The following is a 23,089-nucleotide window of genomic DNA, read 5'->3' as shown; positions in this document are numbered from 1 at the left end:
CTACAACGCAAGCTGCGTCGCCACGGTGGCAGGAATGACAACGTGATAGCCAAGAAATAGGCCCGGCGAGGAGCCGCCAGGGCCGCAATGTTCGAGCAATTTCGCCTGACAACCGAGGGTCATTTCTTCCCCTCCACTGAGAAATTTTGCATCGGGAAGGTTTGTTTTCTCAAACAACGATGAGAAAGACTGTATTGACGCAAAATCCTGGCATCGACTATGTTGATACGAGATAAAAGCAAAGGAGATAATCATGAAACCTCATAGCAATACTGTATCTTTCCTATCGTTCTCAATCTTGCCAATCGCCATGCTGGCGGCTCAGGCAGCACAAGGCCAAGGTGATACTCGTTCCCTGGATGAATGGAGTTACGAGCCGCTCTATCAGGCGGGTGGCATCCGAGCCGAAAAGCTTCTTAACGCCAAGGCGATAGGTACTAATGATAATGTGGTAGGCACGATCGAGAATGTCATCCTGGACCAGGAAAACCAGATAGTGACCCTCATCGCCGAGGTCGGTGACATGTGGGGCAGCGCCAGCAGGCATGTATCCATTCCCTGGGAGGAGGCCGAACTGGTCCAAGAGGGCGTTCGCGTGCCAGTGCATGAAGATAATGTCGAAGACTACAACCTCTTTGACGATGAATATGTCGACGATTCCTACATCTTCAAGGGAGACATGGGGCAAACCACCCAAGTGGAGGGCAATGTCTTGACCGGGCCGCGTATCTGGAAGATCACAGACGTCATTGATGACTTTGCCAGCCTTGGCAATGACACCGGCATGGGCTACATCGAGGATATTCTCCTCACCCGCGACGGCGTGATACAGGCCATTGTCGTGAAGCCTTCGAGCCCTGAATTCGGCAATGGCCCTCAGGCTTATCCCTTCCTTGGGGGGTCAGATGACTGGCAGCCGAATGCTCTGCACTATGAACTCCCGTATTCAGGAGAATCGGTCTCTGATTTGCCTGCCTTTGACTACGGAGAATACGACAACCTATGGAGTGATTGATTGATCCTATTGATGGACAGTAGGTCAGCGGCACTACTCTTATTTTCTGAAGTCAGGCCCTCTGATACTTTCATGCAAGCTCCCGGATAAATGATCATCCGGGAGCTTTCAGTACTCTTAAGCCGATTTTTTCGGCGACGCCACAATATATAGGCACACCTGAAAGCCAGAGAAAACGCAGGCAACAGGGACACAGGGCCGAGATCGATCATGCCCCGAGGGAAGGACAGCTAGCCCATCCTCTCCTCCTTCTCGAGCTCTTCCACATCGCCCATCGAGGCCAACTTGATATCACGCCAGGTACGGATAGTGGGCTTGAAGGCAAACAGGGCCGATCCGACGATGAAGAACCAGGTCGCACAAGTTTGCAGGCTCTCGTACAGGAACAACACCGAGCCAATCAGGAAAGCCGCTGCCGCACCGAAGTCGACGAGGGTATAGACCAGCTCCCATGCTGCATAGAGTCGCCGTGTGCGGGGGTTCTCTTCGCGGCGGTCCCTGTCGAATAATGCCATGCTCTCCTCCTCTAGGCGGTGATCGTGTCCGGGCCGTCAAGATCATCGTCATGCGGGGTAGCCACACCGATAGTCGAATCCCTACGGCAAGAGGCATCATGTCTACCACTTCGTCGGTGTGCACACCAATCGGGGCTCATAAGTATCAAAGCCGATGGGCGAAGCCGAACGGAGAGCCGCTGGCAGCGACCCACTGCCCAACCTTGAGATCGATGGACTCAGCCAGTTCCAGGGTGGGCAGGTTATCCGCCTCGACCTTGAGAACTGCCACGTCGGTCTTTTCGTCGGCACCGACCAACTCTGCCTCGAGCTCAAGCTGATCGTTGAGGACTACGCGTATCTGAAATTCGAGTGCGAGACCCTGCCGATGCTAGGCGAGGAAGAAGACTTCGGTACTCTGCTGCCATAACGCCGGGAAGATAGTCTTCTGGCCTGGGCCAGGGTGGAACAAATCGGGTTGGTGGAGCCCTTACTTCATTCTTAGTTGCCAGCCTATTCGCTCCTTGCCGTAAGCAACTCCACCTCCATGGCCTCCAGTGCCTCCTCGGCCTCCAGCCAGGCCTGTTCCAGGTCTTCCAGACGCGACTTGAGCTCACCCTGGCGAGCCAGGCGTTTGGTGAGCTCCTCCTTGCGCGCGGGGTCAGTATAGAGCTCGGCGTCGCCCAGCGCTTCCTCCACCATGGCCAGTTCCTTTTGGACCCTCTCCATGTCCTGCTCGGCACGGTCGCGCTGCTTCTTCAGGGGCCGCAGCCTCTCGCGCAGCTCGGCGGCGGCGCGACGGGCCGTCTTGCGATCTTCCTTGGGGGCCTCAGCCTCGGCCTGGCGGTCGGCCTTGTCGGCCCGGGCCTCGCGGCGCTCGCCCTCCAGGCGCGCCTTGAGCCAGGCCCGATAGTCCTCCAGGTCGCCATCGAAGGGCTCGACGCGATGGTCGGCCACCCGCCAGAACTCGTCCACGGTGGCGCGTAACAGGTGCCGGTCGTGGGAGACGATGATCACCGTCCCCTCGAAGCTCGCCAGCGCCTCGGTGAGCGCCTCACGCATCTCCAGGTCCAGATGGTTGGTGGGCTCGTCCAGCAACAGCAGGTTGGGCTTCTGCCAGGCGACCAGCGCCAGGGCGAGACGCGCCTTCTCGCCGCCGGAGAAGCGCCCCACCTGGGCGAAGACATCGTCACCGTGGAAACCGAAGCCACCCAGGAACTTGCGGATGTCCAGATCGGCGGCGGTGGGCGAGAGACGCTGAACGTGCATGAAGGGAGTCGCGGCCAGGTCCAGCCCCTCCAGCTGATGCTGGGCGAAGTAGCCGATTGCCAGGTGTTCCCCGGCCACCCGTTTTCCGGAGAGCAGCGGCAGGTCGCCGGTAAGCGACTTGATCAGGGTCGACTTGCCGGCCCCGTTGGGGCCCAGCAGGCCGATACGCTGGCCGGGCAGCAGGGTCAGCTTGACCCCATCGAGCTGCACCGTCTCCCGACCGGCATCGTCGCGGTAGCCCAGGCGAGCCTCGTCGAGCACCAGCAGCGGATGAGAGACCTTGTCGGCGGCGGGAATGGTGAAGTGGAAGGGCGAGTCGGCGTGGGCCACGGCGATGTCGCCCATGCGCTCGAGGGTCTTCAGCCGGCTCTGGGCGGCGCGCGCCTTGTTGGCCTGGTAGCGGAAGCGGGCCACGAACCGCTCGATCTCCTCGCGGCGTGCCTGCTGCTTGGCGGCCTCGGCCTGCTGCAGGGCGAGCTTCTCGGCCCGGGTGCGCTCGAAGGTGGAGTAGTTGCCGCGATAGAGCACCAGGCTCTGGCGATCGAAATGCACGATGTGGTCGCATACCGCATCGAGGAAGTCGCGGTCGTGGGAGATCAGCAGCAGAGTGCCTGGGTAGCGGGTGAGCCACTGCTCGAGCCATAGCAGGGCATCCAGGTCCAGGTGGTTGGTGGGCTCGTCCAGCAGCAGCAGGTCGGAAGGCTTGAACAGCGTACGCGCCAGGTTGACGCGCATCCGCCAGCCACCGGAGAAATCCGCCAACGGCCGCTCCAGGTCGGCCTGGACGAAGCCCAGCCCCACCAGCAGCTGGGCCGCCCGGGCTGGGGCGCTGTAGCCGTCCAGCGATTCGATGGCGCCATGCAGCTCCGCCTCGCGATGGGCGTCGTCTTGCTCTCGGGCGGCCGCCAGGGCCGCCTCGGTATGGCGCAGCTCGCGGTCGCCATCCAGCACATAGTCGACGATAGCTCGCTCCAGCGCCTCCACCTCCTGGTCCATGTGGGCGATTCGCTGGCCGCCGCTCATCTCCACCTCCCCCTTGTCTGGAGAGAGCTCGCCGAGCAACAGCTTGAACAGGCTCGACTTGCCCGCCCCATTGGGCCCGACGATGCCCGCCTTGTGGCCGGCGTGCAAGGTCAGGTCGGCCCCCTCGAGCAGGGTCTGGGTGCCGCGTTGCAGGGAAACTTGGCGCAGTGCGATCATGCAGGCTCCACTCGGCAGTCCGTGAGGCTGCCGCCCAGCGGGACGACAGCCGTGTCATGACACACGATTCTACCCAATTGCCGTCCGCTCTGCGGGCTCGACTGCTCGACGTCCCCTTGTGGGAGTTTGCCCTCGCTCTCTATGGGCGTGATGGTGTCGAGGCGGCCTGCCTGATGCTCCAGGACGAAGCGGGCGTCGATGTCTGCGAGCTGCTCTGGCACTGCTGGCTGCATCATCACGGGCTGGCATGCGATGAGTTCCCCGACCCCGTCCGCCGTTGGCAACAGCAGGTCACGGCTCCTCTGCGCCGGCTGCGTCGAGACCTGAAGCCCGAGGCCCGCCAGCGCGAGCCCGTCGCCGCGCTGCGCCGGACGCTCCAGCAGGCCGAGCTCCAGGCAGAGCGCGAGGCCCTGTCACGCCTGGAACAGCTGGCGCTCGAGAGCGACCAGCTAGTTGCCCTGTCTAGCCCCTTTCCCCGCCTGGAAGATCATCTCTCCAGGCAGCTGCAAGTGCAGAAAAAACCTCATCTTAGCGCCCTGCGAACCCTGGAAAGCCAGCTTGACCCTTCATGACGGCCAGGCTAGCCTGAAATCAGCGTAGTGAATGTCATGTTCACTTGACCCCAGCTGATGGCCGCATCCTCCATCACGGGACAAACCTGCAGAGGGACCACAAGAATGAAGTCACATAACCTATTGACGGGCGCCGGTATTGGCGCACTGATGCTCGGCATGTCCACCGCTGCTTTCGCTGACAACTGGCGCTACGCCCATGAGGAGTATGAGGGCGACGTTCAAGACGTATTCGCCCAGGAGTTCAAGCGCTATGTCGAGGAAAATTCCGACCATAGCGTTCAGGTCTACCGCTTCGGTGAGCTCGGCGAGTCCGACGACATCATGGGGCAAACCCTCAGCGGCATCCTGCAGTTCGTCAATCAATCACCCGGTTTCACCGGCGCGACGATCCCCGAGGCACAGATCTTCTTCATTCCCTATCTGATGCCCACTGACATGGAGACGGTGCTCGAGTTCTTCGACGAGAGCAAGGCCATCAACGAGATGTTCCCGAAACTCTATGCCGAAGAGGGCCTGAAGCTACTGCAGATGTATCCGGAAGGCGAGATGGTGGTTACCGCCGACGAGCCGATCACCTCACCAGCGGATTTCGAGAACAAGAAGATCCGCACCATGACCAACCCCCTGCTGGCGGAAACCTACAATGCCTTCGGCGCGACACCCACGCCGCTGCCTTGGGGCGAGGTCTATGGCGGCCTGCAGACCGGTATCATCGATGGCCAGGAGAACCCGATATTCTGGATCGAGTCCGGTGGCCTCTACGAAGTCTCCCCGCACCTGACCTTCACCAGCCATGGCTGGTTCACCACCGCCATGATGGCCAACCTGGACTTCTACGAGGGCCTCCCCGAGGAAGACAAGAAACTGGTGAATGACGCCTCAGATGCCGCTTACGCTCACACCATCGAGCACATCCAGGGCCTGGCCGAGGAGTCACTGGAGAAGATCCAAGAGGCCTCAGACGAGGTTACCGTGACGCGCCTGAACGAGGAGCAGATCCAGGCCTTCAAGGAGCGCGCCCCTCAGGTCGAGGAAGAGTTCATCGACATGACCGGCGAGAGCGGCAAGGAACTGCTTGAGCAGTTCAAGGCCGATCTCGAGGCCGTGACTGAAGACGAGGAGTAATCACCGCTGGCCTCAACCTTGAAGGGGGTGGCCTGTCCGGGCCACCCCCTTTTTGTTTCTGGACAACATGCGGTTTCCATGTATGTGGTTTCCGGACATGTCAGCGTGCACCCAGCGTTGATGTCGGCGGCCACGGTGCCAGAAATCCACGCGTATGCTGATTATCAGGAAACCCTGATTTTTCCGCATCACATGCAGATTTAGGGAGTGTGGACATGACCGACGAAGAGTCTGAAAAGCACTATCGCTCGGGCCTGCCTGGCCCACTCGGGGTCATCGATACCCTGATAAGCAAGCTGGAGTCAGTGATCCTGGCACTAGGGGTGCTGTTGATGGCCGTCAACACCGTCGTCAACGTCATCTCCCGCTTCGTGTTTGGAGAGAGCATCATGGTCTCCGGCGAAATCAACCGCATCTTGATCATCATGATCACCTTCGCCGGCATTGGCTATGCGGCCCGTCATGGTCGCCATATCCGCATGTCGGCGATCTACGATGCCCTGCCGGCGGGTGGGCGAAAGGCACTGATGATCTTAATCTCATTGTTTACCGCCCTGATCATGTTCTTCCTGCTTTATTACTCGGTCTTCTACATCATTGACCTCTATAACCGCGGCAGAATTTTGCCGTCACTCGGGTTCCCGATCTGGATCATCTATATCTGGGTGCCCCTGGGCTTCCTGATTACCGGGATCCAGTACCTGCTTACCGCCGTCAAGAACCTGACATCACGAGACGTCTACCTGTCGACTGCCGTGCTCGACGGCTATAAGGACACGGAAACTGAAGTCTGACGCAGGGCAGAACGCCCGGGGGAACGCACGATGACGACAATAATGGTTACCACCATGATCGCCCTGCTGCTGCTGGGCTTTCCCATGATGATCCCGCTGACGGCCGCGGCGATCATCGGTTTCTATATGATGTTCGATGGCATGGGCCAGATGAGCACGTTCATCCAGCAGATGATGGCCGGCATCCGTCCCGCTTCGTTGATCGCAGTGCCGATGTTCATTCTCGCCGCCGACATCATGACGCGTGGCCAGTCGGCGAACCGACTGATCGACATGGTCATGTCCTTCATCGGCCACGTAAAGGGGGGCCTGGCGGTGAGTACTGCCGCGTCCTGTACCCTGTTCGGTGCAGTCTCCGGCTCCACCCAGGCCACGGTGGTGGCCGTCGGCTCGCCCCTGCGTCCCAAGATGCTCAAGGCCGGTTACTCGGACTCCTTCACCCTGGCGCTGATTATCAACTCCAGCGATATCGCCTTCCTGATCCCGCCCAGTATCGGCATGATCATCTACGGCGTCATCTCGGGGACCTCCATCGGCGAGCTGTTCATCGCCGGCATCGGGCCGGGCATCATGATCCTGTTGATGTTCTCTGTCTATTCAGTGCTCTACGCCGTGGTTCGTGATGTGCCAACGGAGCCAAGGTCAAACTGGAAGCAGCGCCTGACGGCGGTACGCATGGCCCTGTGGCCGCTGGGCTTCCCGGTGATCATCGTCGGCGGCATCTACGGCGGTATCTTCAGCCCCACCGAGGCGGCGGCGGCCTGTGTGCTCTACGCTGTCTTCCTGGAGTTCATCGTCTTCCGTTCCCTGAAACTGAGTAATATCTATGCCATCGCCAAGTCCACTGGCCTGATCACCGCCGTGGTGTTCATCCTGGTGGCAGTGGGCAACGGCTTCTCCTGGATCATCTCCTTCGCCCAGATCCCCCAGGAAATCCTGGCGGCAGCGGGCATCAACGAGGCGGGCCCCACAGGCGTGCTGATTGCCATCTGCATCGCCTTCTTCGTGGCCTGCATGTTCGTCGACCCCATCGTGGTGATCCTGGTGCTGACGCCGATCTTCGCCCCGGCCGTGGCGGCCACCGGGCTCGATCCGGTGCTGGTGGGTATCCTGATCACCCTGCAGGTGGCGATCGGCTCGGCGACGCCACCCTTCGGCTGTGACATCTTCACCGCCATCGCCATCTTCAAACGGCCCTATTGGGACGTGATCAAGGGTACGCCTGTCTTCGTGTGCATCCTGATCCTGGCCGCGGCTCTGCTAATCATGTTCCCGCAGATCGCCCTCTTCCTGCGCGACCTGGCCTTCCGCTGATCCAAGGAGTAACGACCATGTTCAATCGGATACTGGTCCCGGTAGATGGCTCCAAGGGCGCCCTCAAGGCGCTGGAGAAAGGCGCTGGCCTACAGCTGCTGACCGGAGCCGAGCTCTACCTCCTGTGCGTCTTCAAGCACCACAGCCTGCTCGAGGCCTCGCTCTCCATGGTGCGTCCCGAGAAACTGGAGATCCCGGACGATGTTCTCAAGGAGTACGCCACCGAGATCGCGGTCCACGCCAAGTCCTATGCCGTGGAGCTCGGGGTTCCGAGCGAGAAGGTACGTGGCTTTGTCAAGGGTGGGCGGCCGTCGCGCACCATCGTGCGCTTCGCCCGCAAGCGCGAGTGCGACCTGATCGTGATCGGCTCCCAGGGCACCAACGGCGACAAGAGCCTGCTGCTGGGCAGCGTTTCCCAGCGAGTGGCCGGCTCCGCTCACTGCCCGACACTGATCGTCTGACTCTCACGGCCCCCTCGCCGGGCCGGTTTCCCCCTGCCATTCATGCGGGCGTGGAACCGGCCCGGTCCTGTTAGGGTCCTAGGGTTTCCGTGCAAAATCTTCCATTAACTCAAGGCGCCACGCGCCACAACACTCCTTACCAGAACATAAGGTTCCTTCATGAAGACACTGCTGACCTCCGCTTCCCTGGCGGCCCTGCTGACCGCCGCACCCCTCGCACTGGCCGCCGCGCCGGAGACCGATGACGAGAAGCTCAGCTACAGCCTCGGCGTGACCCTGGGCCAGAGCATCCAGCAGGATGTAGAGGAGCTGGACATCGATGCCTTCACTCAGGCCATCCGTGACGTGTTCGACGACGGCGAGCTGGCGATGAGCGACGAGCAGATGGCCGCAGCCCTGACGAGATTCCAGCAGGAGGCCATGGCCGCCCGCGAGGCCGAGACTGAACAGCGGGCCGCTGCCAACCGCGCCGAGGGCGAGGCCTACCTGGCCGAGAACGCCGAACTGGACGCGGTGACGGTCACCGACTCGGGCCTGCAGTATCGCGAGCTCGAATCCGGCGACGGTGCCACCCCCGGCCCCGATGACACCGTCGAGGTCCACTACGAGGGCACCCTGATCGACGGTACCATCTTCGACAGTTCCTATGATCGCGGCGAGCCGGTGAGCTTCGAGGTCGGCCAGGTCATCGAGGGCTGGCAGGAAGCCCTCCAGCTTATGAGCGTGGGCGACACCTGGGAGATAGTGATTCCCTCCGACCTTGCCTACGGTGCTCAGGGACAGGGTCCCATCGGCCCCCACGAGACGCTGATCTTCGAGGTCGAACTGCTCGACGTGGCCAGTGAGTGATCCCACCTTGATGCCTGCCACTCGCTGCCTGGCCGCTGCCAGCCTCTGCCTGGGGCTGGTGGCTCCACTCGCCGCTCAGGAGCGGCCGGCAGAACTGCCGCGACTCGGCGTCAACCGGGACGGAGCCAGCGTGCTCGGCGTCTCATCGGGGGGGTACATGGCCACTCAACTGGCGGTGGCCTGGCCCGAGCGATTCGCCGGACTGGGCGTTGTGGCCGCCGGCCCCTGGGCCTGTGCTCGTGGCTCCCTGGGACTGGCCCTGGGTCAGTGCATGGCGACCCAGCGAGGGATGCCGGACCCGGCGGAGTTGGAGAACCGCTACCAAGGGTACCGCCGGCGAGAGCTCGTCGGCGACCCCGAAGCCCTGGCCGAGCTGCGGGTCTTCGTCTGGCATGGCGAGGAAGACAACACCGTAGCGCCGTCACTGGGCCGTGCATTGGCCGAGCAGTTCCGCGATTGGCTGGCATCCCCCGATGACCAGCTGAGGTTGATGAAAAGCGAGCAGGCCGGCCATGGCTGGCCGCTATCAACGCGTGCGGGCACACCCGTGGACGCCCTGACGGACTGCCGCGGCGGGGGAGGTACCCACTTGCTGGCCTGTGATCTGGATATTGCCGGAAAGATGCTGGGCTGGCTGCACGGCGACCTGGCGCCTCCCGAGCCAGGCGACCCCCGAGGCGAGCTCGTGCGCTTCGACCAGTCGGATTTCGACGTCCGAGGACTGGGTGATACCGGTTACCTGTTCGTGCCGACGGGCTGCGAGGAAGGCGGTTGCGACCTCAGCGTGGCGCTGCATGGCTGTGCCATGGATGTCGAGCAGATCGATGAGGCCTTCGTTCGCCACAGTGGCCTCAACGAGTGGGCGGCCGCCAATCAGCGGGTGGTGCTCTACCCCCAGGCGGAAACCAGCCTGCCCAACCCCCAGGGCTGCTGGGACTGGTGGGGGTTTGCCGAGAGCACCTGGCAACTCGACCCCCTGCATGACAGCCGCCAGGGCTCCCAGACAGGCGCACTGATGGCCATGATCGAACACCTGCAGCAGTCTCCCGACGAGAAGTGAGCCGGCCGATTGTGGCCGGCGCGCATTATCCTTCTTCCAGCGCCTGCTCCAGGGCGGCCTGCAGCGGTCCCGAGGTGGGTGAATGCAGCACCCGGCGCCTGATCTCGCCATCGCGGTCCACCAGAAACAGCGAGGCGCTGTGGTCGATGGTGTAGGCCATGGCGGAGTCCGGCGTCTCCACCCTGCGCCAGACCACGCCGTAGCGTTCGGTCAGTTCCTCGAGCGCCTCCTGGCTGCCGGTGGCGCCGATGAATGCCTCGCCGAAGAAGCCCATGTACTCCTCCAGTCGCGCCAGGGTGTCCCGCTCGGGGTCCACCGAGACCATCAGCGGCACCACCCGTCGCCGTTGTTCGGGATCGAGGCGCCCCATCACTTGACGCATTACGGCGAGACTCATCGGACAGACATCCGGGCACCAAGTGTATCCGAAGAAGACCACCGCCAGTTGGTCGTCGTCTAGCTGGCTCAGCGAGAACTCGCCCTCGGTCGATGGCAGCTCGATCGGCCCTCCCCGGGGCTCAGCATTCGCCTGGTCCCCCAGCTGTTGCTGGTAGAGGCCAAGGCCGACCGCGATCACCACCAGTATCGCGCCCAATCCCAGCCAGATGCCTCGCCGCTTCATGATCATTGTCTCGCCACGTCAAAGTCGAACCAGCTTCCCAGACGCCCTTGCGGTGTGTCCACCACCACCTTCGCGCGCCAGGCCATGACCGCCTCGGTGCAGATTGCCACCTGACCCTCCCCGCGGAAGACGCCGTCGCCCACTGCCTCGAGGGGAAAGCGATGCAGCCCCATGTCCATGTCGCGGCCGACGAAGTCGATGCGGGCGGACTCGGCCGGGACGCCGCTCAGGCGAACCTCCAGCGGCAGGCGCTCCAGGGGTCGGATGGGACCCTCCGACGCCACCGTCAGGTGCAGCGCGATATCTTGCCCCAGGCTCGCCGTGCAGGGGGCCGCATGAAGAACACAGCGGTTCTCCGCCGGCGGATGCCAGTGCACGCCGCCCTCGCCACGCAGGCTGTAGCGGGTCAGGTACCAGAGCGCCACGGCAAGCGTCAGCAGGGTGATGACGATCAGCAGACGCAGCAGCGGGGGACGAGCCGCACCGGTCGACAACAGGATGCGCTGTGGCATGGCGAGGATCAGGGCCTCCATTGGTGGCGGGAAGGGGGTAAGCTTATCAGCAATTGCCTGCGGCGAAGTGCGCAAGGATGTCGCAGGGGAGACCCACAGAGGGAGGTGTCATGGAAGGCGTGGGCAATGCACTGGGACCGCTGTTCCTGCTGATCCTGCTGGGCACAGGGCTCGGTTGGTGGCGACAACCGGGCGGCGACTTCTGGCCGCGCATGGAGCGGCTGATCTACTTCCTGCTGTTCCCCGCCATGCTGGTCTCGACCCTGGCCACCGCGAATGTTGGCCAGGTACCGGTGGCCCGACTGGCCATCGCCCTGCTAGGGGCCATGGGCCTGTTCGGTCTGCTGCTGTGGGGGTTGCGCCACCGGCTGCGACTCGAGGCGCCCGCCTTCACCTCGGTCTTCCAGGGAGGGCTGCGCTTCAATACCTATGTCGGCGTGGCCGGGGCCGCCGCCCTGCATGGCAGTGCCGGGGCTACGGTGGCGGCGGTCGCGGTGGCGCTGATGGTACCGCTGGCCAACGTGCTCTGCGTGGCCAGCTTCATCGCTACCGGCACACTGGGCTCGGCGAGCCTGGGCAAGAGCTTCGCCGCCCTGACCCGCAACCCGCTGATCCTGGCCTGCCTGACCGGCATTGCCCTGAATGTGAGCGGCATCGGACTGCCGGGCTGGAGCCAGCCCGGCATGGAGCTGTTGGGCCGGGCTGCCCTGCCGCTGGGCCTGGTGGCGGTGGGGGTGGCGCTACGCCCCGCCGCCCTGATGAGAATGGACCGCGGGGTCTGGGCCGCCAACCTGGTCAAGCTGGGGCTGATGCCGGCCCTGGTGCTAGCTCTGGCCCTGTTGCTGGGCCTGGATTCGGTGACCCGCGACGTGGCCCTGCTCTTCGCCGCCCTACCCACCGCCACCTCGGCCTATATCCTGGCCCGCCAGCTGGGCGGGGACGCCGAGCTGATGGCGGCCCTGATCACCGGCCAGACACTGCTGGCCATGGCGACCCTGCCGCTCTGGCTACGCCTTGCCGGTTGATGAAGCATCGGTAACGAAAAGCGTTCGCATCTGTGTTGACAACGTAAACGCGAATGATTATGCTTAAATCGCGGCGTTGATGAGGCGCCACGCCAGGCCAGGAACCGCCAGTCTCCTGCCCTGGTTTCTCCCTCTCATTGCTAGTCACGGTCTTTTTGCCGCCCTTCCCGGGGCGGCTTTCTTTTGCACGGATGACAGGCACTGCACCTGACGATGCCGGAGCGCTGAAAGGGTGATGGCCCGGGCGGGTCAGTCGACCCGCTGGAAGATCAGGTCCCAGACGCCATGTCCCAGTTTTTCGCCACGCGCCTCGAACTTGGTCAACGGGCGAAAGTCGGGGCGTGGCATATAGGGGGCCGTCTCTCGGCCGGCGCTGTTGGCGAAACCCGGAGCGGCTTCCATCACCTCGACCATCCACTCGGCATAGGCCTGCCAGTCGGTGGCCATGTGCAGGATGCCACCGGGCTTGAGTCGCGACCGCACCAGTTCGACGAAGGCCGGCTGGACGATTCGGCGCTTGTGATGCTTCTTCTTCGGCCAGGGGTCGGGAAAGAATAGCTGCAGGGCATCCAGGCTCGCCTCGGGCAGGCACTGCTCGAGTACCGCCAGGGCATCCTCGCGGTAGACGCGCAAGTTGGACAGGCCACGCTTGTCGGCCTCGTCGAGCAGCTTGCCGACCCCCGGCGCATGCACTTCGATGCCGATGAAGTCAGTGCCGGGGTGGCGCTCGGCCTGCTTGATCAGGGAGGCCCCCATGCCGAAGCCGACCTCCAGCACCCGGGGAGCCTGTCGCCCGAATAGGGCATCGAGGTCCTGGCGGCCATCGGCGAGGGTCAACCCCAGGCGCGGCCAGACCTCCTCGAGACCCCGGGTCTGGGCCTGGGTCATGCGGCCGGCACGCAGCACATAGCTCTTGATGCCGCGGCGATGCAGCGGGGCATCCGGGCCCTCGGGGCCGGTGGTGTTGTCGTCGTGTCGCGGGTCATTCATGGGCTCGGGGCACTCGTCGCCAGCGGTGAATCGGGGGGCAGTATTGTAGCGGCTTACGCTTTCCCGGGGTACGGTACGAATGCTGATCGCTTCGAGGCTGATCCGGCGACAGGCCTGCTAGGGGGCGCTGTGAACCCCTCCCTGGGCGCTACCGATGCCATCCATGGCATAGGACCCCCTCTTCGGCCTGTCCCCGGCGCCTCTAATGTGAGCCAGCACCACCATCTTGGGTATTAGCGACACAAGGAAAAGAGGATGCAGGACAGAAGCTGGTGGTTCGGGGCGGCGCTATCCGGCGCCTTGGTGGTGATGGCCGGCGCTTTCGGCGCCCATGCGCTGGAGGGCCAGCTGGCACCGCGGTTGGCGACCGCCTTCGAGACCGGAGTCCGCTATCAGGCCTGGCATACCCTGGCCATGCTGACGGTGCTGGCCTGGCGCTCCAGCACGCCGCTCGCCGCCCAGCGGCTCGCCCTGGGCCTGTGGACAGCGGGAATAGCGCTCTTCTCGGGCTCGCTTTACGTTATGGCACTGACGGGCCTGGGCGGCCTGGGCATGATCACCCCGCTGGGTGGCGTGCTGTTGATCGGCGGCTGGCTGGCACTGGCCGTGGCGGTGCTGCGCGCCCGGCCATAGTATTAGTCGCTGTCCGGCAGCGCATAGGTCGCCGTAACCAGGGCCATAGGCCGCTCGTCGCCGGCCGAGAAGAGCTGTACCTCCCCCACCGCCAGGCGGCGCCCCAGCTTGAGAATATGGGCGTTGGCGATGACATCGCGATCTCCGCGCGGCCGGCGCAGGAAGCGGCAATGCAGGTCACTGGTTACCGCCATGGGCTCGGGGCCGATCTGAGCCAGTATCGCCACATAGAGGCAGACGTCGGCCAGTCCCATCAGGGTGGGGCCGGAGACGCTGGCCCCGGGGCGCAGGTGTTCGTCCTCGATGGCCAGGCTCATGGTGGCGCGCATCTCGTCGACACCCTCGATGGTCCCCGTCCGCTGGGGAAAGACCTCATCGAGAAAGTCCTCGATGGCTGCAGCGGTCATCACGGTCATCAGCAGACTCCTTGCATTGGTGGTGATGGAGAGGCAAGCCCCACGATAGCCGAGCCCGCACCTGGCCAACAGTCGTCTAACGTCGAGCGAATCAACGAGGGCCCCATCATGGAAACGCCCCCTCGGCCTAAACCGCGGGGGCGCTCTATTTCGAGGGCCGGTGCAGGCCGGCCCCCCATCCGGCGGAGGCCTTTACTTTGCCTTGTGCACGGCACGCCAGTGATGCAGCAGCGGCTCGGTATAGCCGGCGGGCTGCTCGCGGCCCTTGAAGATCAGGTCGCTGGCGGCCTGGAAGGCCGTCGAGGCGGAGAAGTCGGCACTCATCGGCGTGTACGACGGGTCGCCGGCATTCTGCTGGTCGACCACCTTGGCCATGCGCTCCAGGGTCTCCCGGACCCGGTCGGCATCGACCACGCCATGGCGCAGCCAGTTGGCGATGTGCTGGCTGGAGATCCGCAGGGTAGCACGATCCTCCATCAGGCCCACATCATGGATGTCCGGTACCTTGGAGCAGCCCACACCGTGCTCGACCCAACGCACCACATAGCCGAGGATGCCCTGGCAGTTGTTATCCAGCTCCTGCTGGAGCTCCTCGTCGCTCCACTGCGGTGACTCGGCCACCGGAACGGTGAGCAGGTCGTCGAGAAGCTTTTCACGAAGGTCCGGTTCACCCTGGTCTTCCATCTCACGCTGCACCGCCGCCACGTCCACCTGGTGGTAGTGCAGGGCATGCAGGGTAGCGGCGGTGGGAGACGGCACCCAGGCGGTGTTGGCGCCGGCCTTGGGGTGACCGATCTTCTGCTCGAGCATGGCCGCCATCATTTCGGGCATGGCCCACATGCCCTTGCCGATCTGGGCGCGCCCACGCAGCCCGCAGGCCAGGCCGACCTGGACATTGCTCTTCTCGTAGGCCTGGATCCAGGCGGAGCCCTTCATGTCGCCCTTGCGGATCATCGGACCCGCCTCCATGGCGGTATGCATCTCGTCGCCGGTGCGATCGAGGAAGCCGGTATTGATGAACACCACCCGCGAGGTTGCCTCGGCAATGCAGGCCTTGAGGTTGACCGAGGTGCGACGCTCCTCATCCATGATGCCCATCTTCAGGGTATCGCGGTCCATGCCGAGGATGTCCTCGATACGGCCGAACAGCGCACTGGAGAAGGCGACTTCCTTGGGGCCGTGCATCTTCGGCTTGACGATGTACATGGAGCCGGTGCGCGAGTTGCGCGCCTCGTTCTCGCCCTTCTTCAGGTCGTGCAGGGCAATCAGGCCGGTGACGATGCCGTCGAGGATACCCTCGGGCAACTCATTGCCATCGGCATCCAGCACCGCCGGCGTGGTCATCAGGTGGCCCACGTTGCGCACGAACATCAGCGAGCGACCCGGCAGGGTGACGGTCCCCCCCTCGGTGTTGTGCCAGGTACGGTCGGCGTTGAGGCGACGGGTGAGGGTCTTGTCACCCTTCTCGACCTGCTCCTCCAGGTCGCCCTTCATCAGGCCGAGCCAGCTCGCATAGACCCCGACCTTGTCCTCGGCGTCCACCGCGGCCACGGAGTCCTCGCAATCCATGATGGTGGTCAGCGCTGCCTCGACCACCAGATCCTTGACGCCGGCCGGGTCGGTCTTGCCGATGGGGTGGCTTGGGTCGATCTGGATCTCCAGGTGCAGGCCGTGGTTAGCCAGCAGAATAGACTCGGGACTCTCGGCCGGGCCATTGAAGCCCACCAGCTTGCCCGGGTCCTTGAGGCCGGTCTCGCGACCGCCATCCAGGGAGACCACCAGGTGGCCGTCACGCAGCACATACTTGACGGCATCATGGTGGGAGCCGGTGGCTAGCGGGGCGGCACGGTCGAGCACGCCACGAGCATAACTGACGACCTTCTCGCCACGCTTGGGGTTGTAGCTCGACCCCTTCTCGGCACCGCCTTCCTCGGAAATGGCGTCGGTACCGTAGAGGGCATCATAGAGACTGCCCCAGCGAGAATTGCCGGCATTCAGCGCATAGCGCGGGTTGTTGACCGGTACCACCAGCTGCGGCCCGGCCTGGACGGCGATCTCGCGGTCGACGTTGACGGTGGTGACCTTGACGTCAGCCGGCGCCTCTACCAGATAGCCGATCTCCTCGAGGAAGGCACGGTAGGCGGCCATGTCGCGGATCGGGCCAGGGTGCTCGCTATGCCAGGCATCGAGCTTCTCCTGCAATCGATCGCGCTCGGCGAGCAATTCGCGATTCCGCGGGGTCAAATCATGGAAGAGGGCGTCGACGCCGGCCCAGAAGGCCTCGGGATCGATGCCGGTGCCCGGCAGGGCCTGTTCATTGATGAAACGGTCCAGCTCAGCGGCCACCTGAAGGCGATGGCGAGTGATGCGTTGGGTCATGGGTCGTGCTCCTCATGCTTGGCTGCTCGGTGCCCCCTGGCACCGACCGACCGGACAGGGAATGATGACTAGGTAACACCAATTTTGTGGAAAATACTTCCACATGTAAACCCGAACAGGCCTCTTGCCATTTGCCGCTAGACCAAATGATAAGGACTCTGCCGGCTACCCGCGGCATTTCTGGCTGGGCTGTCGGCTTGGCGCTAGCATGAACGGGCATTGCGGAGAAATCGATGAGCGACTTCACCCCCCTGCAGGCCCTGGGCCCCCTCGCCCCGGCAGACCTGTCCGGCCAGAATCTCGAGCGCTATCTGGGCCACTACGGCCTGGCACCGCTGCTTGCCGAGCACGTGGGCCTCTATGTGGGGTACCTGGAGGCCGGTGATTTCCGCCTCTGGACCCAGGTGTGGAGTCCCGAGGCGCCCATCGGCACCGCCTTCGTCGTGCACGGTTACTTCGATCATCTCGGTCTCTACCGTCACCTGCTGGAGTGCCTGCTCGCGCGGGGTTGGCGGGTCGTGCTCTGGGATCTTCCCGGCCATGGCCTCTCCAGCGGCCGCCGTGCCTCCATCGACGACTTCAAGGACTATGGCAGCTGCCTGCACCACCTGCAGCAACATCTCGAGGAAAAAGGACTGGCCCCCCGCCCCTGGTTCGGCATCGGCCAGAGCACCGGGGCGGCGATTCTCGCCACCGATGCCCTGACCCGCGGTGACGACGGCGCCTGGTCGGGGCTGGCACTGCTGGCGCCGCTTGTTCGGCCTTGGGGCTGGAACCAGTCGAGCTGGCTGCACCGCCTCGTGGGGCCCTTCGTGGACTCGATCCCGCGCAAGTTCCGCGCCAACTCCACGGATGCCGACTTCGCCGACTTCCTGCGCGAGGGCGACCCCCTTCAGGCCGACCGCCTGGCGATGGACTGGGTGGGGGCCATGCGCCGCTGGATGCCGCAACTGCTGGCACTGCCACCGAGCCCGGTTCCCACCCTGATCCTGCAGGGTGAGCAGGACCTGACCGTGGACTGGGAGTGGAACCTCGAGGTCCTGGCGCGCAAGTTCCCCAACGCGGAGATCCATCGCCACCCCGAGGCCCGCCACCACCTGGTCAATGAGGCAGAGCCGATTCGCCGCGCACTCTTCACGCTACTCGACTCCTTCATTGCCGGACTGGAGCCAGCTGACACCCCGCCCCACGAGACAACACCGACATGAAACCCCAACTGCCTTTGTTGCTGGCAACCCTGCTGCTCGCTGGCTGTGCCGCTGCGCCGGACCAGCCAACCACAGTCCGCCAGGCCCTGTTCGGGCTGGGCGAGCGCGCCGCCGAGCAGCTCACGGCGACACCTCCCATGCCCAGGCCGGCGTCCGACCAGGTCCTGCTGCTGGCCGAACCGGCGGTCGACCCGAGCTTGGGGCTCAGCGACGAGCGCCTGCTCGAGAGCCTGACTCGCGCCCTACTGGCCGTTTCCGATGGCCCCCAGGTGCTGGCGTGGCGAGAAGCCATGGCCGAAGGGAGCTTCGACAACCACTGGCGTCTGGACAGTCGCCTCGAGGCCGATGGCCCCAGGCTGCGACTCTCCGACCGCGAGTTACTGCCCTACCGCCTAAGCCTGGAACTACGACGCAGAGGAGGCGACGCGCCGGATTGGCGCACCGAGATCAGCGGCGCCCTGGACGCCACCGCGCTATAGCGCGTCAAACCCCTCACTCCTTACCCCTACTCCTTATCCCTTCTTACCCCTTCAGCAAACGATCGAGTTGACGGTAGCCGATGGCCTCGATCAACTGGTCTCGCCCAGGACGGGCTTCGCCGGCCAGATCGGCCAATGTCAGGGCCACTCGCAGTACCCGATGGTAGGCCCGGGCCGACAGCTTGAGCCGCTCCAGCACGCCGGCCAGCCAGGCACGATCCGCTGCCTGCAGAGCACAGGCCTCTTCCAGGGCCTGTCCGGCCAACCGCGCATTCAACGCGCCGCGGGCCGCCTGGCGTTCCCTCACCGCCAGCACCCGCTCGCGCACCACGGCCGAGGATTCACCCGCTTCGCGTGAGGTCAGCTGCTCCGGCGCCAATGCCGGCACCTCCACCTGCAGGTCGATACGGTCGAGCAGCGGCCCCGAGAGACGCGCCTGGTAGCGCGGGATCTGGGCGGCGGTGCAGTGGCAGGCCTGCCGCGGATCACCCAGGTGACCACAGGGACAGGGGTTCATGGCGGCCACCAATTGGAAGCCGGCAGGGTAACGGCGCTCGTGGCTGGCCCGGGCAATATGAATCTGTCCCGACTCCATGGGTTCGCGCATCACCTCGAGCACATGCCGCGAGAACTCCGGAAGTTCATCGAGGAAAAGTACGCCGTTATGAGCCAGGGAAATCTCGCTGGGCCGCGGCTTCGAACCACCGCCCACCAGGGCCACGGCGCTGGCGGTATGATGCGGGGCACGGAAGGGGCGCACGCCCCACTGCTCGGCATGCGAAAGCCCGCTGACCGAGCGGATCGCCGCCACCTCGAGGGCCTCCTCCTCTGAGAGCGGCGGCAGGATCCCCGGCAAGCGACTGGCCAGCATGGTCTTGCCGGTGCCGGGCGGGCCGGCGAAAAGCAGGTTATGCCCGCCGGCCGCTGCCACTTCAAGGGCGCGTCGGGCCTGGTGCTGGCCACGCACTTCCGCCAGGTCGGGGCCCGGCTCGAGTGTGGGGACGACACTCGGTGACCGATGGGGCGCGATGGGCGTCTGACCCAGCAGGTGAGCCACCACCTCCAGCAGGTGATCCGAGGGTAACACCTCGAGATCGCCGGCCAGTGCCGCCTCATCGGCATTGGCGAGCGGCACGATCAAGCGCCGCCCGGCGCGCCGTGTTGCCATGGCCAGCGGAAGGACGCCGGTCACCGGCCGCAGCCGACCATCCAGGGCCAGCTCGCCGGCACACTCGACGCCCGATAGCGCCTCGGGCGGTACTTGGCCGGAGGCCACCAGAAGCCCCAAGGCAATGGGCAGATCGAAACGGCCCCCCTCCTTGGGCAGGTCGGCGGGAGCCAGGTTGAGGGTGATTCTGCGCGTATTGGGGAAATCGAAACCGGAATTGACCAGGGCGCTACGTACCCGTTCGCGGCTCTCCTTGACGGCAGCTTCCGGCAGCCCCACCAGGGTCATGCCGGGCAGTCCATTGGCGAGGTGCACCTCGACCACCACCTCGGGCGCCTCGAGACCGAGGCCGGCCCGGGTGTGGATAATTGCCAGCGTCATCGGCGATCCCTCGCAGCCCGTCTGACCTCAGGCTAGCCCAGGCCGCCGATATGCGCCCGACGCCGGGCGGGGATCAGCGCTCGGTCTCGCCGGCGCCGGCATCCTCCTCGGGGCTTGGCTGCTCAGTTGGCGCAGCCTGAGGCTCGCCGGGGTTCGTTCCCTGCGAGGCGTTGCCGTCCAGCGCCTCCTCGAGGGCCGCCACCTGCCCCTCCAGCGCCTCAACCCGCGCCCGGGTGCGCTGCAACACGTCCATCAGGATATCGAAATCTTCCCGCGAGACCAGCTCCAGCCGGTCGAAGGCGCCCTTGACCACCTGCTGGACACCCTTCTGCACCTCTTCCGGGGCTTGGGAAGCACCCTGCAGCCGTTCGCCGATCTGTTGGGCCAGGCGGCTGATGCGATCATGGCTCACCATGGTGTCTCTCCTGAATCGTGATGGAATGCCTGACCACAGGATACGCAAGGGCCCCGCCTAGCGCATTACCCCACTTCCGCTCTCTTATAGGGCACACGCACCACGAACAGGCACCACAAGAGTGCATTAATGGCAATGCCGAGTTTCACCCCACCAAAAGCCCACCTCCGAAATCCCTTTAATATACTGATATAAAGGACATATTTTTGAAGATGGCATGATTTACGCTTGGGCAGGTCAGCCACCCATCGCGCGGCATCACGCCGCCGACATCCAGCAGGGGAGAACCGGGATGAAGCTGATCACTGCCATCATCAAGCCGTTCAAGCTCGACGACGTGCGCGAAACACTCGCCGACAACGGCGTCCAGGGCATCACCGTCACCGAAGTCAAGGGCTTCGGTCGCCAGAAGGGCCACACCGAGCTCTATCGCGGTGCGGAGTACGTCGTCGACTTCCTGCCCAAGGTGAAAGTCGAGGTCGCGGTGGACGACGAACGCCTGGAGACGGTGCTCGATGCCATCTGCAGCGCAGCCAACAGCGGAAAGATCGGCGATGGCAAGGTCTTCGTCACGCCGCTGGAGGATGTCATCCGCATCCGCACCGGTGAGCGCGGCGCCGATGCCGTTTAACGACGCCCACGACTTCACTTAACGGAGACTGACGAATGAATGATATTCCTCAACTGACCGAGCTGATGTATGCGGTCGACACCTTCTACTTCCTGATCTGTGGCGTCCTGGTGATGTGGATGGCCGCCGGCTTCTCGATGCTCGAGGCGGGCTTGGTACGCTCCAAGAATACCGCCGAGATCCTGACCAAGAACATCGCGCTGTTCGCCATCGCTTGCAGCATGTACCTGATTCTCGGGTACTACCTGATGTATTCCAGCAGCGCGGGGGGCTTCCTGCCGAACCTGGGCTTCCTGATCGGTGGTGAGAACACCGTGGATGCCATCACCGCAGGCGGTGAAGACGCGCCCTACTACTCCATGCGTTCCGACTTCTTCTTCCAGGTGGTATTCGTGGCAACCGCCATGTCCATCGTCTCCGGCGCCGTGGCCGAGCGCATGAAGCTGTGGGCCTTCCTGGCCTTCGCGGTGGTGATGACCGGCTTCATCTACCCGGTGTCAGGCTACTGGACCTGGGGCGGCGGCTGGCTGGCCGAGATCGGTTACTCCGACTATGCCGGTTCCGGCATCGTCCACCTGGCCGGCGCCGCTGCGGCCCTGGCCGGGGTGCTGGTGCTCGGTCCCCGCAGGGGCAAGTACGGCAAGGACGGCAGCATCTACGCCATCCCCGGTGCCAACATGCCCCTGGCCACCCTGGGCACCTTCATCCTGTGGATGGGCTGGTTCGGCTTCAACGGGGGCTCCGAACTCAAGCTCTCCGACGCCGCTTCCGCCAACAACGTCGCCCAGGTCTTCGTCAACACCAATGCCGCCGCCGCCGGGGGCGTGATCGCCGCCCTGATCCTGGCCAAGCTGTGGTTCCGCAAGGCCGACCTGACCATGGCCTTGAACGGCGCCCTGGCCGGACTGGTGGCGATCACCGCCGATCCTCTATCTCCCAGTGCCTTGGGCGCCTCCGTCATCGGCGTGTTGGGTGGCCTGATCGTGGTAGTCGCCATCGTCACCCTGGACAAGTTGAAGCTGGACGACCCAGTAGGCGCCATCTCGGTTCACGGGGTGGTGGGCATCTGGGGCGTTCTGGCGGTCCCGTTCACCAATGCGGAAGCCGGATTCGGCCCCCAGATCATCGGCATCCTCGGCATTTTCATCTGGGTGTTCGTGGCCAGCCTGATCGTCTGGTTGATCCTCAAGGCCGTGATGGGTATCCGGGTCACCGAGGAGGAGGAGTACGAAGGCGTTGACCTGGCCGAATGCGGCCTGGAAGCCTACCCCGAGTTCAGCGCCTCCAAAAAATGAGGCAAGCCCTAGACTGAGCTGGCGTGCTACTGATGGCCCCCTTCGGGGGGCCTTTTTTATTCCTCCCGCAGCGGGTGTATGCTCTGGCACAATGAACGCAACAGGGGTGGCGGCCAGCGTCACCGACCAACGGACAGGACGAGGATCAAGACCATGAAACTGGTGACCGCCATCATCAAGCCGTTCAAGCTCGACGACGTACGGGAGTCGCTATCCGAGATCGGCGTCCAGGGCATCACCGTCACCGAGGTCAAGGGGTTCGGTCGCCAGAAGGGCCACACCGAACTCTATCGCGGGGCCGAGTACGTGGTCGACTTCCTGCCCAAGGTGAAGCTCGAGGTGGCCGTGGACGACGAGATGGCCGAGAAGGTGATCGACGCCATCACCCAGGTCGCGAACACCGGCAAGATCGGCGACGGTAAGATCTTCGTCACCCCGCTGGAGCAGGTGATCCGTATTCGTACCGGCGAGACGGGGAAGGACGCGGTGTAAGCGCCAAGCGGCCAAGCGGCCAAGCGGCCAAGCGGCCAAGCGGCCAAGCGGCCAAGCGGCCAAGCGGCCAAGCGAAGTCTAGGCCCAAGTAGCAAGAAACCCCACCAGAGGTTCGCCCGGTGGGGTTTCGCGTTTCTGCCTCGCTACCTACCGCCCGTCACCGAACAGCTTGGCGGCTCGACGCTTGAAGCTCGACGCTTACTTTTCGACAAACGCCCGCTCGATGACGTAGTCGCCGGGCTCGCCCATGCGCGGCGAGATGGTGAAGCCGAGCTCGTCGAGCATGA

At 64.1% G+C, this 23,089-nt stretch carries 25 protein-coding genes and 2 pseudogenes; 15 read left to right on the top strand and 12 right to left on the bottom strand.

The genetic code is table 11. From position 1 onward, the window contains the following. Positions 1–255, bottom strand: a complete 255-nt coding sequence (locus BMY30_RS17645) for a hypothetical protein (protein ID WP_139195516.1) — start codon at positions 253–255, stop codon at positions 1–3. Between BMY30_RS17645 and BMY30_RS11390 the strand changes: the two genes are divergently transcribed. Further along, entirely contained in the window at positions 254–1,015 is a 762-nt protein-coding gene (locus BMY30_RS11390) for a PRC-barrel domain-containing protein (protein WP_089713742.1), read from the top strand. The two genes, BMY30_RS17645 and BMY30_RS11390, sit on opposite strands and share 2 nt — an antisense overlap. A 230-nt stretch (positions 1,016–1,245) precedes the next feature. On the opposite strand, the gene BMY30_RS11385 is transcribed toward BMY30_RS11390, so the two are convergent. The 3 genes and pseudogenes from BMY30_RS11385 to BMY30_RS11375 form a co-directional block, all read right to left on the bottom strand. After that, a complete protein-coding gene (locus BMY30_RS11385) occupies positions 1,246–1,530 on the bottom strand; it encodes a YrhK family protein (RefSeq protein ID WP_089713740.1) in 285 nt (94 codons plus the stop codon). Between the two features lie 154 nt (positions 1,531–1,684). Further along, a pseudogene (locus BMY30_RS11380) lies at positions 1,685–1,873 on the bottom strand (S1C family serine protease); the annotation flags it as partial. A 149-nt stretch (positions 1,874–2,022) separates the two neighbouring features. Next, positions 2,023–3,978: an ATP-binding cassette domain-containing protein gene (locus BMY30_RS11375; RefSeq protein WP_089713736.1), complete on the bottom strand. Its 1,956-nt coding sequence runs from the start codon at positions 3,976–3,978 to the stop codon at positions 2,023–2,025. A 56-nt stretch (positions 3,979–4,034) separates the two neighbouring features. Here BMY30_RS11375 and BMY30_RS11370 point away from each other — a divergent pair, with 56 nt between their 5' ends. The 7 genes from BMY30_RS11370 (at position 4,035) to BMY30_RS11340 (ending at position 10,156) form a co-directional block, all read left to right on the top strand. Continuing rightward, positions 4,035–4,550 carry a TIGR02444 family protein gene (locus BMY30_RS11370; RefSeq protein WP_089713734.1) on the top strand — a complete coding sequence of 172 codons (516 nt, stop codon included), beginning with the start codon at positions 4,035–4,037 and terminating at the stop codon, positions 4,548–4,550. Positions 4,551–4,655: 105 nt separating this feature from the next. Next, positions 4,656–5,678, top strand: coding sequence for a TRAP transporter substrate-binding protein (locus tag BMY30_RS11365; RefSeq protein ID WP_089713732.1), 1,023 nt, complete (start codon positions 4,656–4,658; stop codon positions 5,676–5,678). 215 nt (positions 5,679–5,893) lie between these two features. Next, a complete protein-coding gene (locus BMY30_RS11360) occupies positions 5,894–6,472 on the top strand; it encodes a TRAP transporter small permease (protein WP_089713730.1) in 579 nt (192 codons plus the stop codon). A gap of 30 nt (positions 6,473–6,502) precedes the next feature. Next, the gene (locus BMY30_RS11355; RefSeq protein ID WP_089713728.1) at positions 6,503–7,786 is read left to right on the top strand and encodes a TRAP transporter large permease; all 1,284 of its coding nucleotides are present in this window, start codon (positions 6,503–6,505) and stop codon (positions 7,784–7,786) included. 17 nt (positions 7,787–7,803) lie between these two features. Then, complete coding sequence (locus tag BMY30_RS11350) at positions 7,804–8,247, top strand: universal stress protein (protein WP_089713727.1); 444 nt, start codon at positions 7,804–7,806, stop codon at positions 8,245–8,247. A 159-nt stretch (positions 8,248–8,406) separates the two neighbouring features. After that, positions 8,407–9,096: a BamJ family beta-barrel-assembly machinery protein gene (bamJ, locus tag BMY30_RS11345; protein ID WP_089713725.1), complete on the top strand. Its 690-nt coding sequence runs from the start codon at positions 8,407–8,409 to the stop codon at positions 9,094–9,096. Continuing rightward, the gene (locus tag BMY30_RS11340; RefSeq protein WP_244516189.1) at positions 9,089–10,156 is read left to right on the top strand and encodes a prolyl oligopeptidase family serine peptidase; all 1,068 of its coding nucleotides are present in this window, start codon (positions 9,089–9,091) and stop codon (positions 10,154–10,156) included. Before bamJ ends, BMY30_RS11340 begins: the two co-directional genes overlap by 8 nt. 25 nt (positions 10,157–10,181) lie before the next feature. On the opposite strand, the gene BMY30_RS11335 is transcribed toward BMY30_RS11340, so the two are convergent. Together BMY30_RS11335 and BMY30_RS11330 are read right to left on the bottom strand one after the other, a co-directional pair. Then, the gene (locus BMY30_RS11335; protein WP_089713898.1) at positions 10,182–10,778 is read right to left on the bottom strand and encodes an SCO family protein; all 597 of its coding nucleotides are present in this window, start codon (positions 10,776–10,778) and stop codon (positions 10,182–10,184) included. A 2-nt stretch (positions 10,779–10,780) separates the two neighbouring features. After that, positions 10,781–11,290, bottom strand: coding sequence for a hypothetical protein (locus BMY30_RS11330; RefSeq protein ID WP_089713896.1), 510 nt, complete (start codon positions 11,288–11,290; stop codon positions 10,781–10,783). 110 nt (positions 11,291–11,400) lie between these two features. Between BMY30_RS11330 and BMY30_RS11325 the strand changes: the two genes are divergently transcribed. After that, positions 11,401–12,315, top strand: coding sequence for an AEC family transporter (locus BMY30_RS11325; RefSeq protein ID WP_089713720.1), 915 nt, complete (start codon positions 11,401–11,403; stop codon positions 12,313–12,315). Positions 12,316–12,564: 249 nt separating this feature from the next. On the opposite strand, the gene trmB is transcribed toward BMY30_RS11325, so the two are convergent. Then, positions 12,565–13,305: a tRNA (guanosine(46)-N7)-methyltransferase TrmB gene (gene trmB / locus BMY30_RS11320; protein WP_089713718.1), complete on the bottom strand. Its 741-nt coding sequence runs from the start codon at positions 13,303–13,305 to the stop codon at positions 12,565–12,567. A gap of 255 nt (positions 13,306–13,560) precedes the next feature. Here trmB and BMY30_RS11315 point away from each other — a divergent pair, with 255 nt between their 5' ends. Next, positions 13,561–13,938, top strand: a complete 378-nt coding sequence (locus BMY30_RS11315) for a DUF423 domain-containing protein (protein WP_089713715.1) — start codon at positions 13,561–13,563, stop codon at positions 13,936–13,938. Positions 13,939–13,940: 2 nt separating this feature from the next. Here BMY30_RS11315 and BMY30_RS11310 read toward each other — a convergent pair whose 3' ends face one another. Both BMY30_RS11310 and BMY30_RS11305 read right to left on the bottom strand, forming a co-directional pair. Beyond that, complete coding sequence (locus tag BMY30_RS11310; RefSeq protein WP_089713713.1) at positions 13,941–14,354, bottom strand: PaaI family thioesterase; 414 nt, start codon at positions 14,352–14,354, stop codon at positions 13,941–13,943. A 192-nt stretch (positions 14,355–14,546) separates the two neighbouring features. Continuing rightward, a complete protein-coding gene (locus BMY30_RS11305) occupies positions 14,547–16,733 on the bottom strand; it encodes a malate synthase G (RefSeq protein ID WP_089713711.1) in 2,187 nt (728 codons plus the stop codon). Positions 16,734–16,966: 233 nt separating this feature from the next. On the opposite strand from BMY30_RS11305, the gene BMY30_RS11300 reads away from it, so the two are divergent. Continuing rightward, positions 16,967–17,941: an alpha/beta hydrolase gene (locus tag BMY30_RS11300; protein WP_089713709.1), complete on the top strand. Its 975-nt coding sequence runs from the start codon at positions 16,967–16,969 to the stop codon at positions 17,939–17,941. Next, complete coding sequence (locus BMY30_RS11295) at positions 17,938–18,420, top strand: hypothetical protein (RefSeq protein WP_089713706.1); 483 nt, start codon at positions 17,938–17,940, stop codon at positions 18,418–18,420. The genes BMY30_RS11300 and BMY30_RS11295 overlap by 4 nt, the downstream gene beginning before the upstream one ends. 43 nt (positions 18,421–18,463) lie before the next feature. Here BMY30_RS11295 and BMY30_RS11290 read toward each other — a convergent pair whose 3' ends face one another. Together BMY30_RS11290 and BMY30_RS11285 are read right to left on the bottom strand one after the other, a co-directional pair. After that, a complete protein-coding gene (locus BMY30_RS11290) occupies positions 18,464–19,969 on the bottom strand; it encodes a YifB family Mg chelatase-like AAA ATPase (RefSeq protein ID WP_089713704.1) in 1,506 nt (501 codons plus the stop codon). A gap of 73 nt (positions 19,970–20,042) precedes the next feature. Then, positions 20,043–20,384 carry an accessory factor UbiK family protein gene (locus BMY30_RS11285; RefSeq protein ID WP_089713702.1) on the bottom strand — a complete coding sequence of 114 codons (342 nt, stop codon included), beginning with the start codon at positions 20,382–20,384 and terminating at the stop codon, positions 20,043–20,045. 292 nt (positions 20,385–20,676) lie between these two features. On the opposite strand from BMY30_RS11285, the gene BMY30_RS11280 reads away from it, so the two are divergent. The 3 genes from BMY30_RS11280 to glnK all read left to right on the top strand — a co-directional run bounded on the left by BMY30_RS11280 (position 20,677) and on the right by glnK (position 22,802). Next, complete coding sequence (locus tag BMY30_RS11280) at positions 20,677–21,015, top strand: P-II family nitrogen regulator (protein WP_089713700.1); 339 nt, start codon at positions 20,677–20,679, stop codon at positions 21,013–21,015. Positions 21,016–21,050: 35 nt separating this feature from the next. Further along, positions 21,051–22,310, top strand: coding sequence for an ammonium transporter (locus tag BMY30_RS11275; protein WP_425283439.1), 1,260 nt, complete (start codon positions 21,051–21,053; stop codon positions 22,308–22,310). A 153-nt stretch (positions 22,311–22,463) separates the two neighbouring features. Then, complete coding sequence (gene glnK, locus BMY30_RS11270; protein ID WP_089713699.1) at positions 22,464–22,802, top strand: P-II family nitrogen regulator; 339 nt, start codon at positions 22,464–22,466, stop codon at positions 22,800–22,802. Between the two features lie 198 nt (positions 22,803–23,000). On the opposite strand, the pseudogene BMY30_RS17640 reads toward glnK, so the two are convergent. Then, a pseudogene (locus tag BMY30_RS17640) lies at positions 23,001–23,089 on the bottom strand (ferredoxin--NADP reductase); the annotation flags it as partial.

Origin of the sequence: Halomonas daqiaonensis (genome assembly GCF_900109725.1) — a bacterium.
Taxonomy (GTDB): domain Bacteria; phylum Pseudomonadota; class Gammaproteobacteria; order Pseudomonadales; family Halomonadaceae; genus Halomonas; species Halomonas daqiaonensis.
The sequence above is the reverse complement of the archived record's forward strand: the minus strand, read 5'-3'. Positions and strand labels throughout refer to the sequence as shown.

What these genes read in the sequence shown, in the direction of transcription:
- BMY30_RS11390 (WP_089713742.1), top strand. Translation starts at nt 254, where the DNA reads ATGAAACCTCATAGCAATACTGTATCTTTCCTATCGTTCTCAATCTTG.
- BMY30_RS17645 (WP_139195516.1), bottom strand. Translation starts at nt 255, where the DNA reads ATGATTATCTCCTTTGCTTTTATCTCGTATCAACATAGTCGATGCCAG.
- BMY30_RS11385 (WP_089713740.1), bottom strand. Translation starts at nt 1,530, where the DNA reads ATGGCATTATTCGACAGGGACCGCCGCGAAGAGAACCCCCGCACACGG.
- BMY30_RS11375 (WP_089713736.1), bottom strand. Translation starts at nt 3,978, where the DNA reads ATGATCGCACTGCGCCAAGTTTCCCTGCAACGCGGCACCCAGACCCTG.
- BMY30_RS11370 (WP_089713734.1), top strand. Translation starts at nt 4,035, where the DNA reads ATGACACACGATTCTACCCAATTGCCGTCCGCTCTGCGGGCTCGACTG.
- BMY30_RS11365 (WP_089713732.1), top strand. Translation starts at nt 4,656, where the DNA reads ATGAAGTCACATAACCTATTGACGGGCGCCGGTATTGGCGCACTGATG.
- BMY30_RS11360 (WP_089713730.1), top strand. Translation starts at nt 5,894, where the DNA reads ATGACCGACGAAGAGTCTGAAAAGCACTATCGCTCGGGCCTGCCTGGC.
- BMY30_RS11355 (WP_089713728.1), top strand. Translation starts at nt 6,503, where the DNA reads ATGACGACAATAATGGTTACCACCATGATCGCCCTGCTGCTGCTGGGC.
- BMY30_RS11350 (WP_089713727.1), top strand. Translation starts at nt 7,804, where the DNA reads ATGTTCAATCGGATACTGGTCCCGGTAGATGGCTCCAAGGGCGCCCTC.
- bamJ (WP_089713725.1), top strand. Translation starts at nt 8,407, where the DNA reads ATGAAGACACTGCTGACCTCCGCTTCCCTGGCGGCCCTGCTGACCGCC.
- BMY30_RS11335 (WP_089713898.1), bottom strand. Translation starts at nt 10,778, where the DNA reads ATGAAGCGGCGAGGCATCTGGCTGGGATTGGGCGCGATACTGGTGGTG.
- BMY30_RS11330 (WP_089713896.1), bottom strand. Translation starts at nt 11,290, where the DNA reads ATGCCACAGCGCATCCTGTTGTCGACCGGTGCGGCTCGTCCCCCGCTG.
- BMY30_RS11325 (WP_089713720.1), top strand. Translation starts at nt 11,401, where the DNA reads ATGGAAGGCGTGGGCAATGCACTGGGACCGCTGTTCCTGCTGATCCTG.
- trmB (WP_089713718.1), bottom strand. Translation starts at nt 13,305, where the DNA reads ATGAATGACCCGCGACACGACGACAACACCACCGGCCCCGAGGGCCCG.
- BMY30_RS11315 (WP_089713715.1), top strand. Translation starts at nt 13,561, where the DNA reads ATGCAGGACAGAAGCTGGTGGTTCGGGGCGGCGCTATCCGGCGCCTTG.
- BMY30_RS11310 (WP_089713713.1), bottom strand. Translation starts at nt 14,354, where the DNA reads ATGACCGTGATGACCGCTGCAGCCATCGAGGACTTTCTCGATGAGGTC.
- BMY30_RS11305 (WP_089713711.1), bottom strand. Translation starts at nt 16,733, where the DNA reads ATGACCCAACGCATCACTCGCCATCGCCTTCAGGTGGCCGCTGAGCTG.
- BMY30_RS11300 (WP_089713709.1), top strand. Translation starts at nt 16,967, where the DNA reads ATGAGCGACTTCACCCCCCTGCAGGCCCTGGGCCCCCTCGCCCCGGCA.
- BMY30_RS11295 (WP_089713706.1), top strand. Translation starts at nt 17,938, where the DNA reads ATGAAACCCCAACTGCCTTTGTTGCTGGCAACCCTGCTGCTCGCTGGC.
- BMY30_RS11290 (WP_089713704.1), bottom strand. Translation starts at nt 19,969, where the DNA reads ATGACGCTGGCAATTATCCACACCCGGGCCGGCCTCGGTCTCGAGGCG.
- BMY30_RS11285 (WP_089713702.1), bottom strand. Translation starts at nt 20,384, where the DNA reads ATGGTGAGCCATGATCGCATCAGCCGCCTGGCCCAACAGATCGGCGAA.
- BMY30_RS11280 (WP_089713700.1), top strand. Translation starts at nt 20,677, where the DNA reads ATGAAGCTGATCACTGCCATCATCAAGCCGTTCAAGCTCGACGACGTG.
- BMY30_RS11275 (WP_425283439.1), top strand. Translation starts at nt 21,051, where the DNA reads ATGAATGATATTCCTCAACTGACCGAGCTGATGTATGCGGTCGACACC.
- glnK (WP_089713699.1), top strand. Translation starts at nt 22,464, where the DNA reads ATGAAACTGGTGACCGCCATCATCAAGCCGTTCAAGCTCGACGACGTA.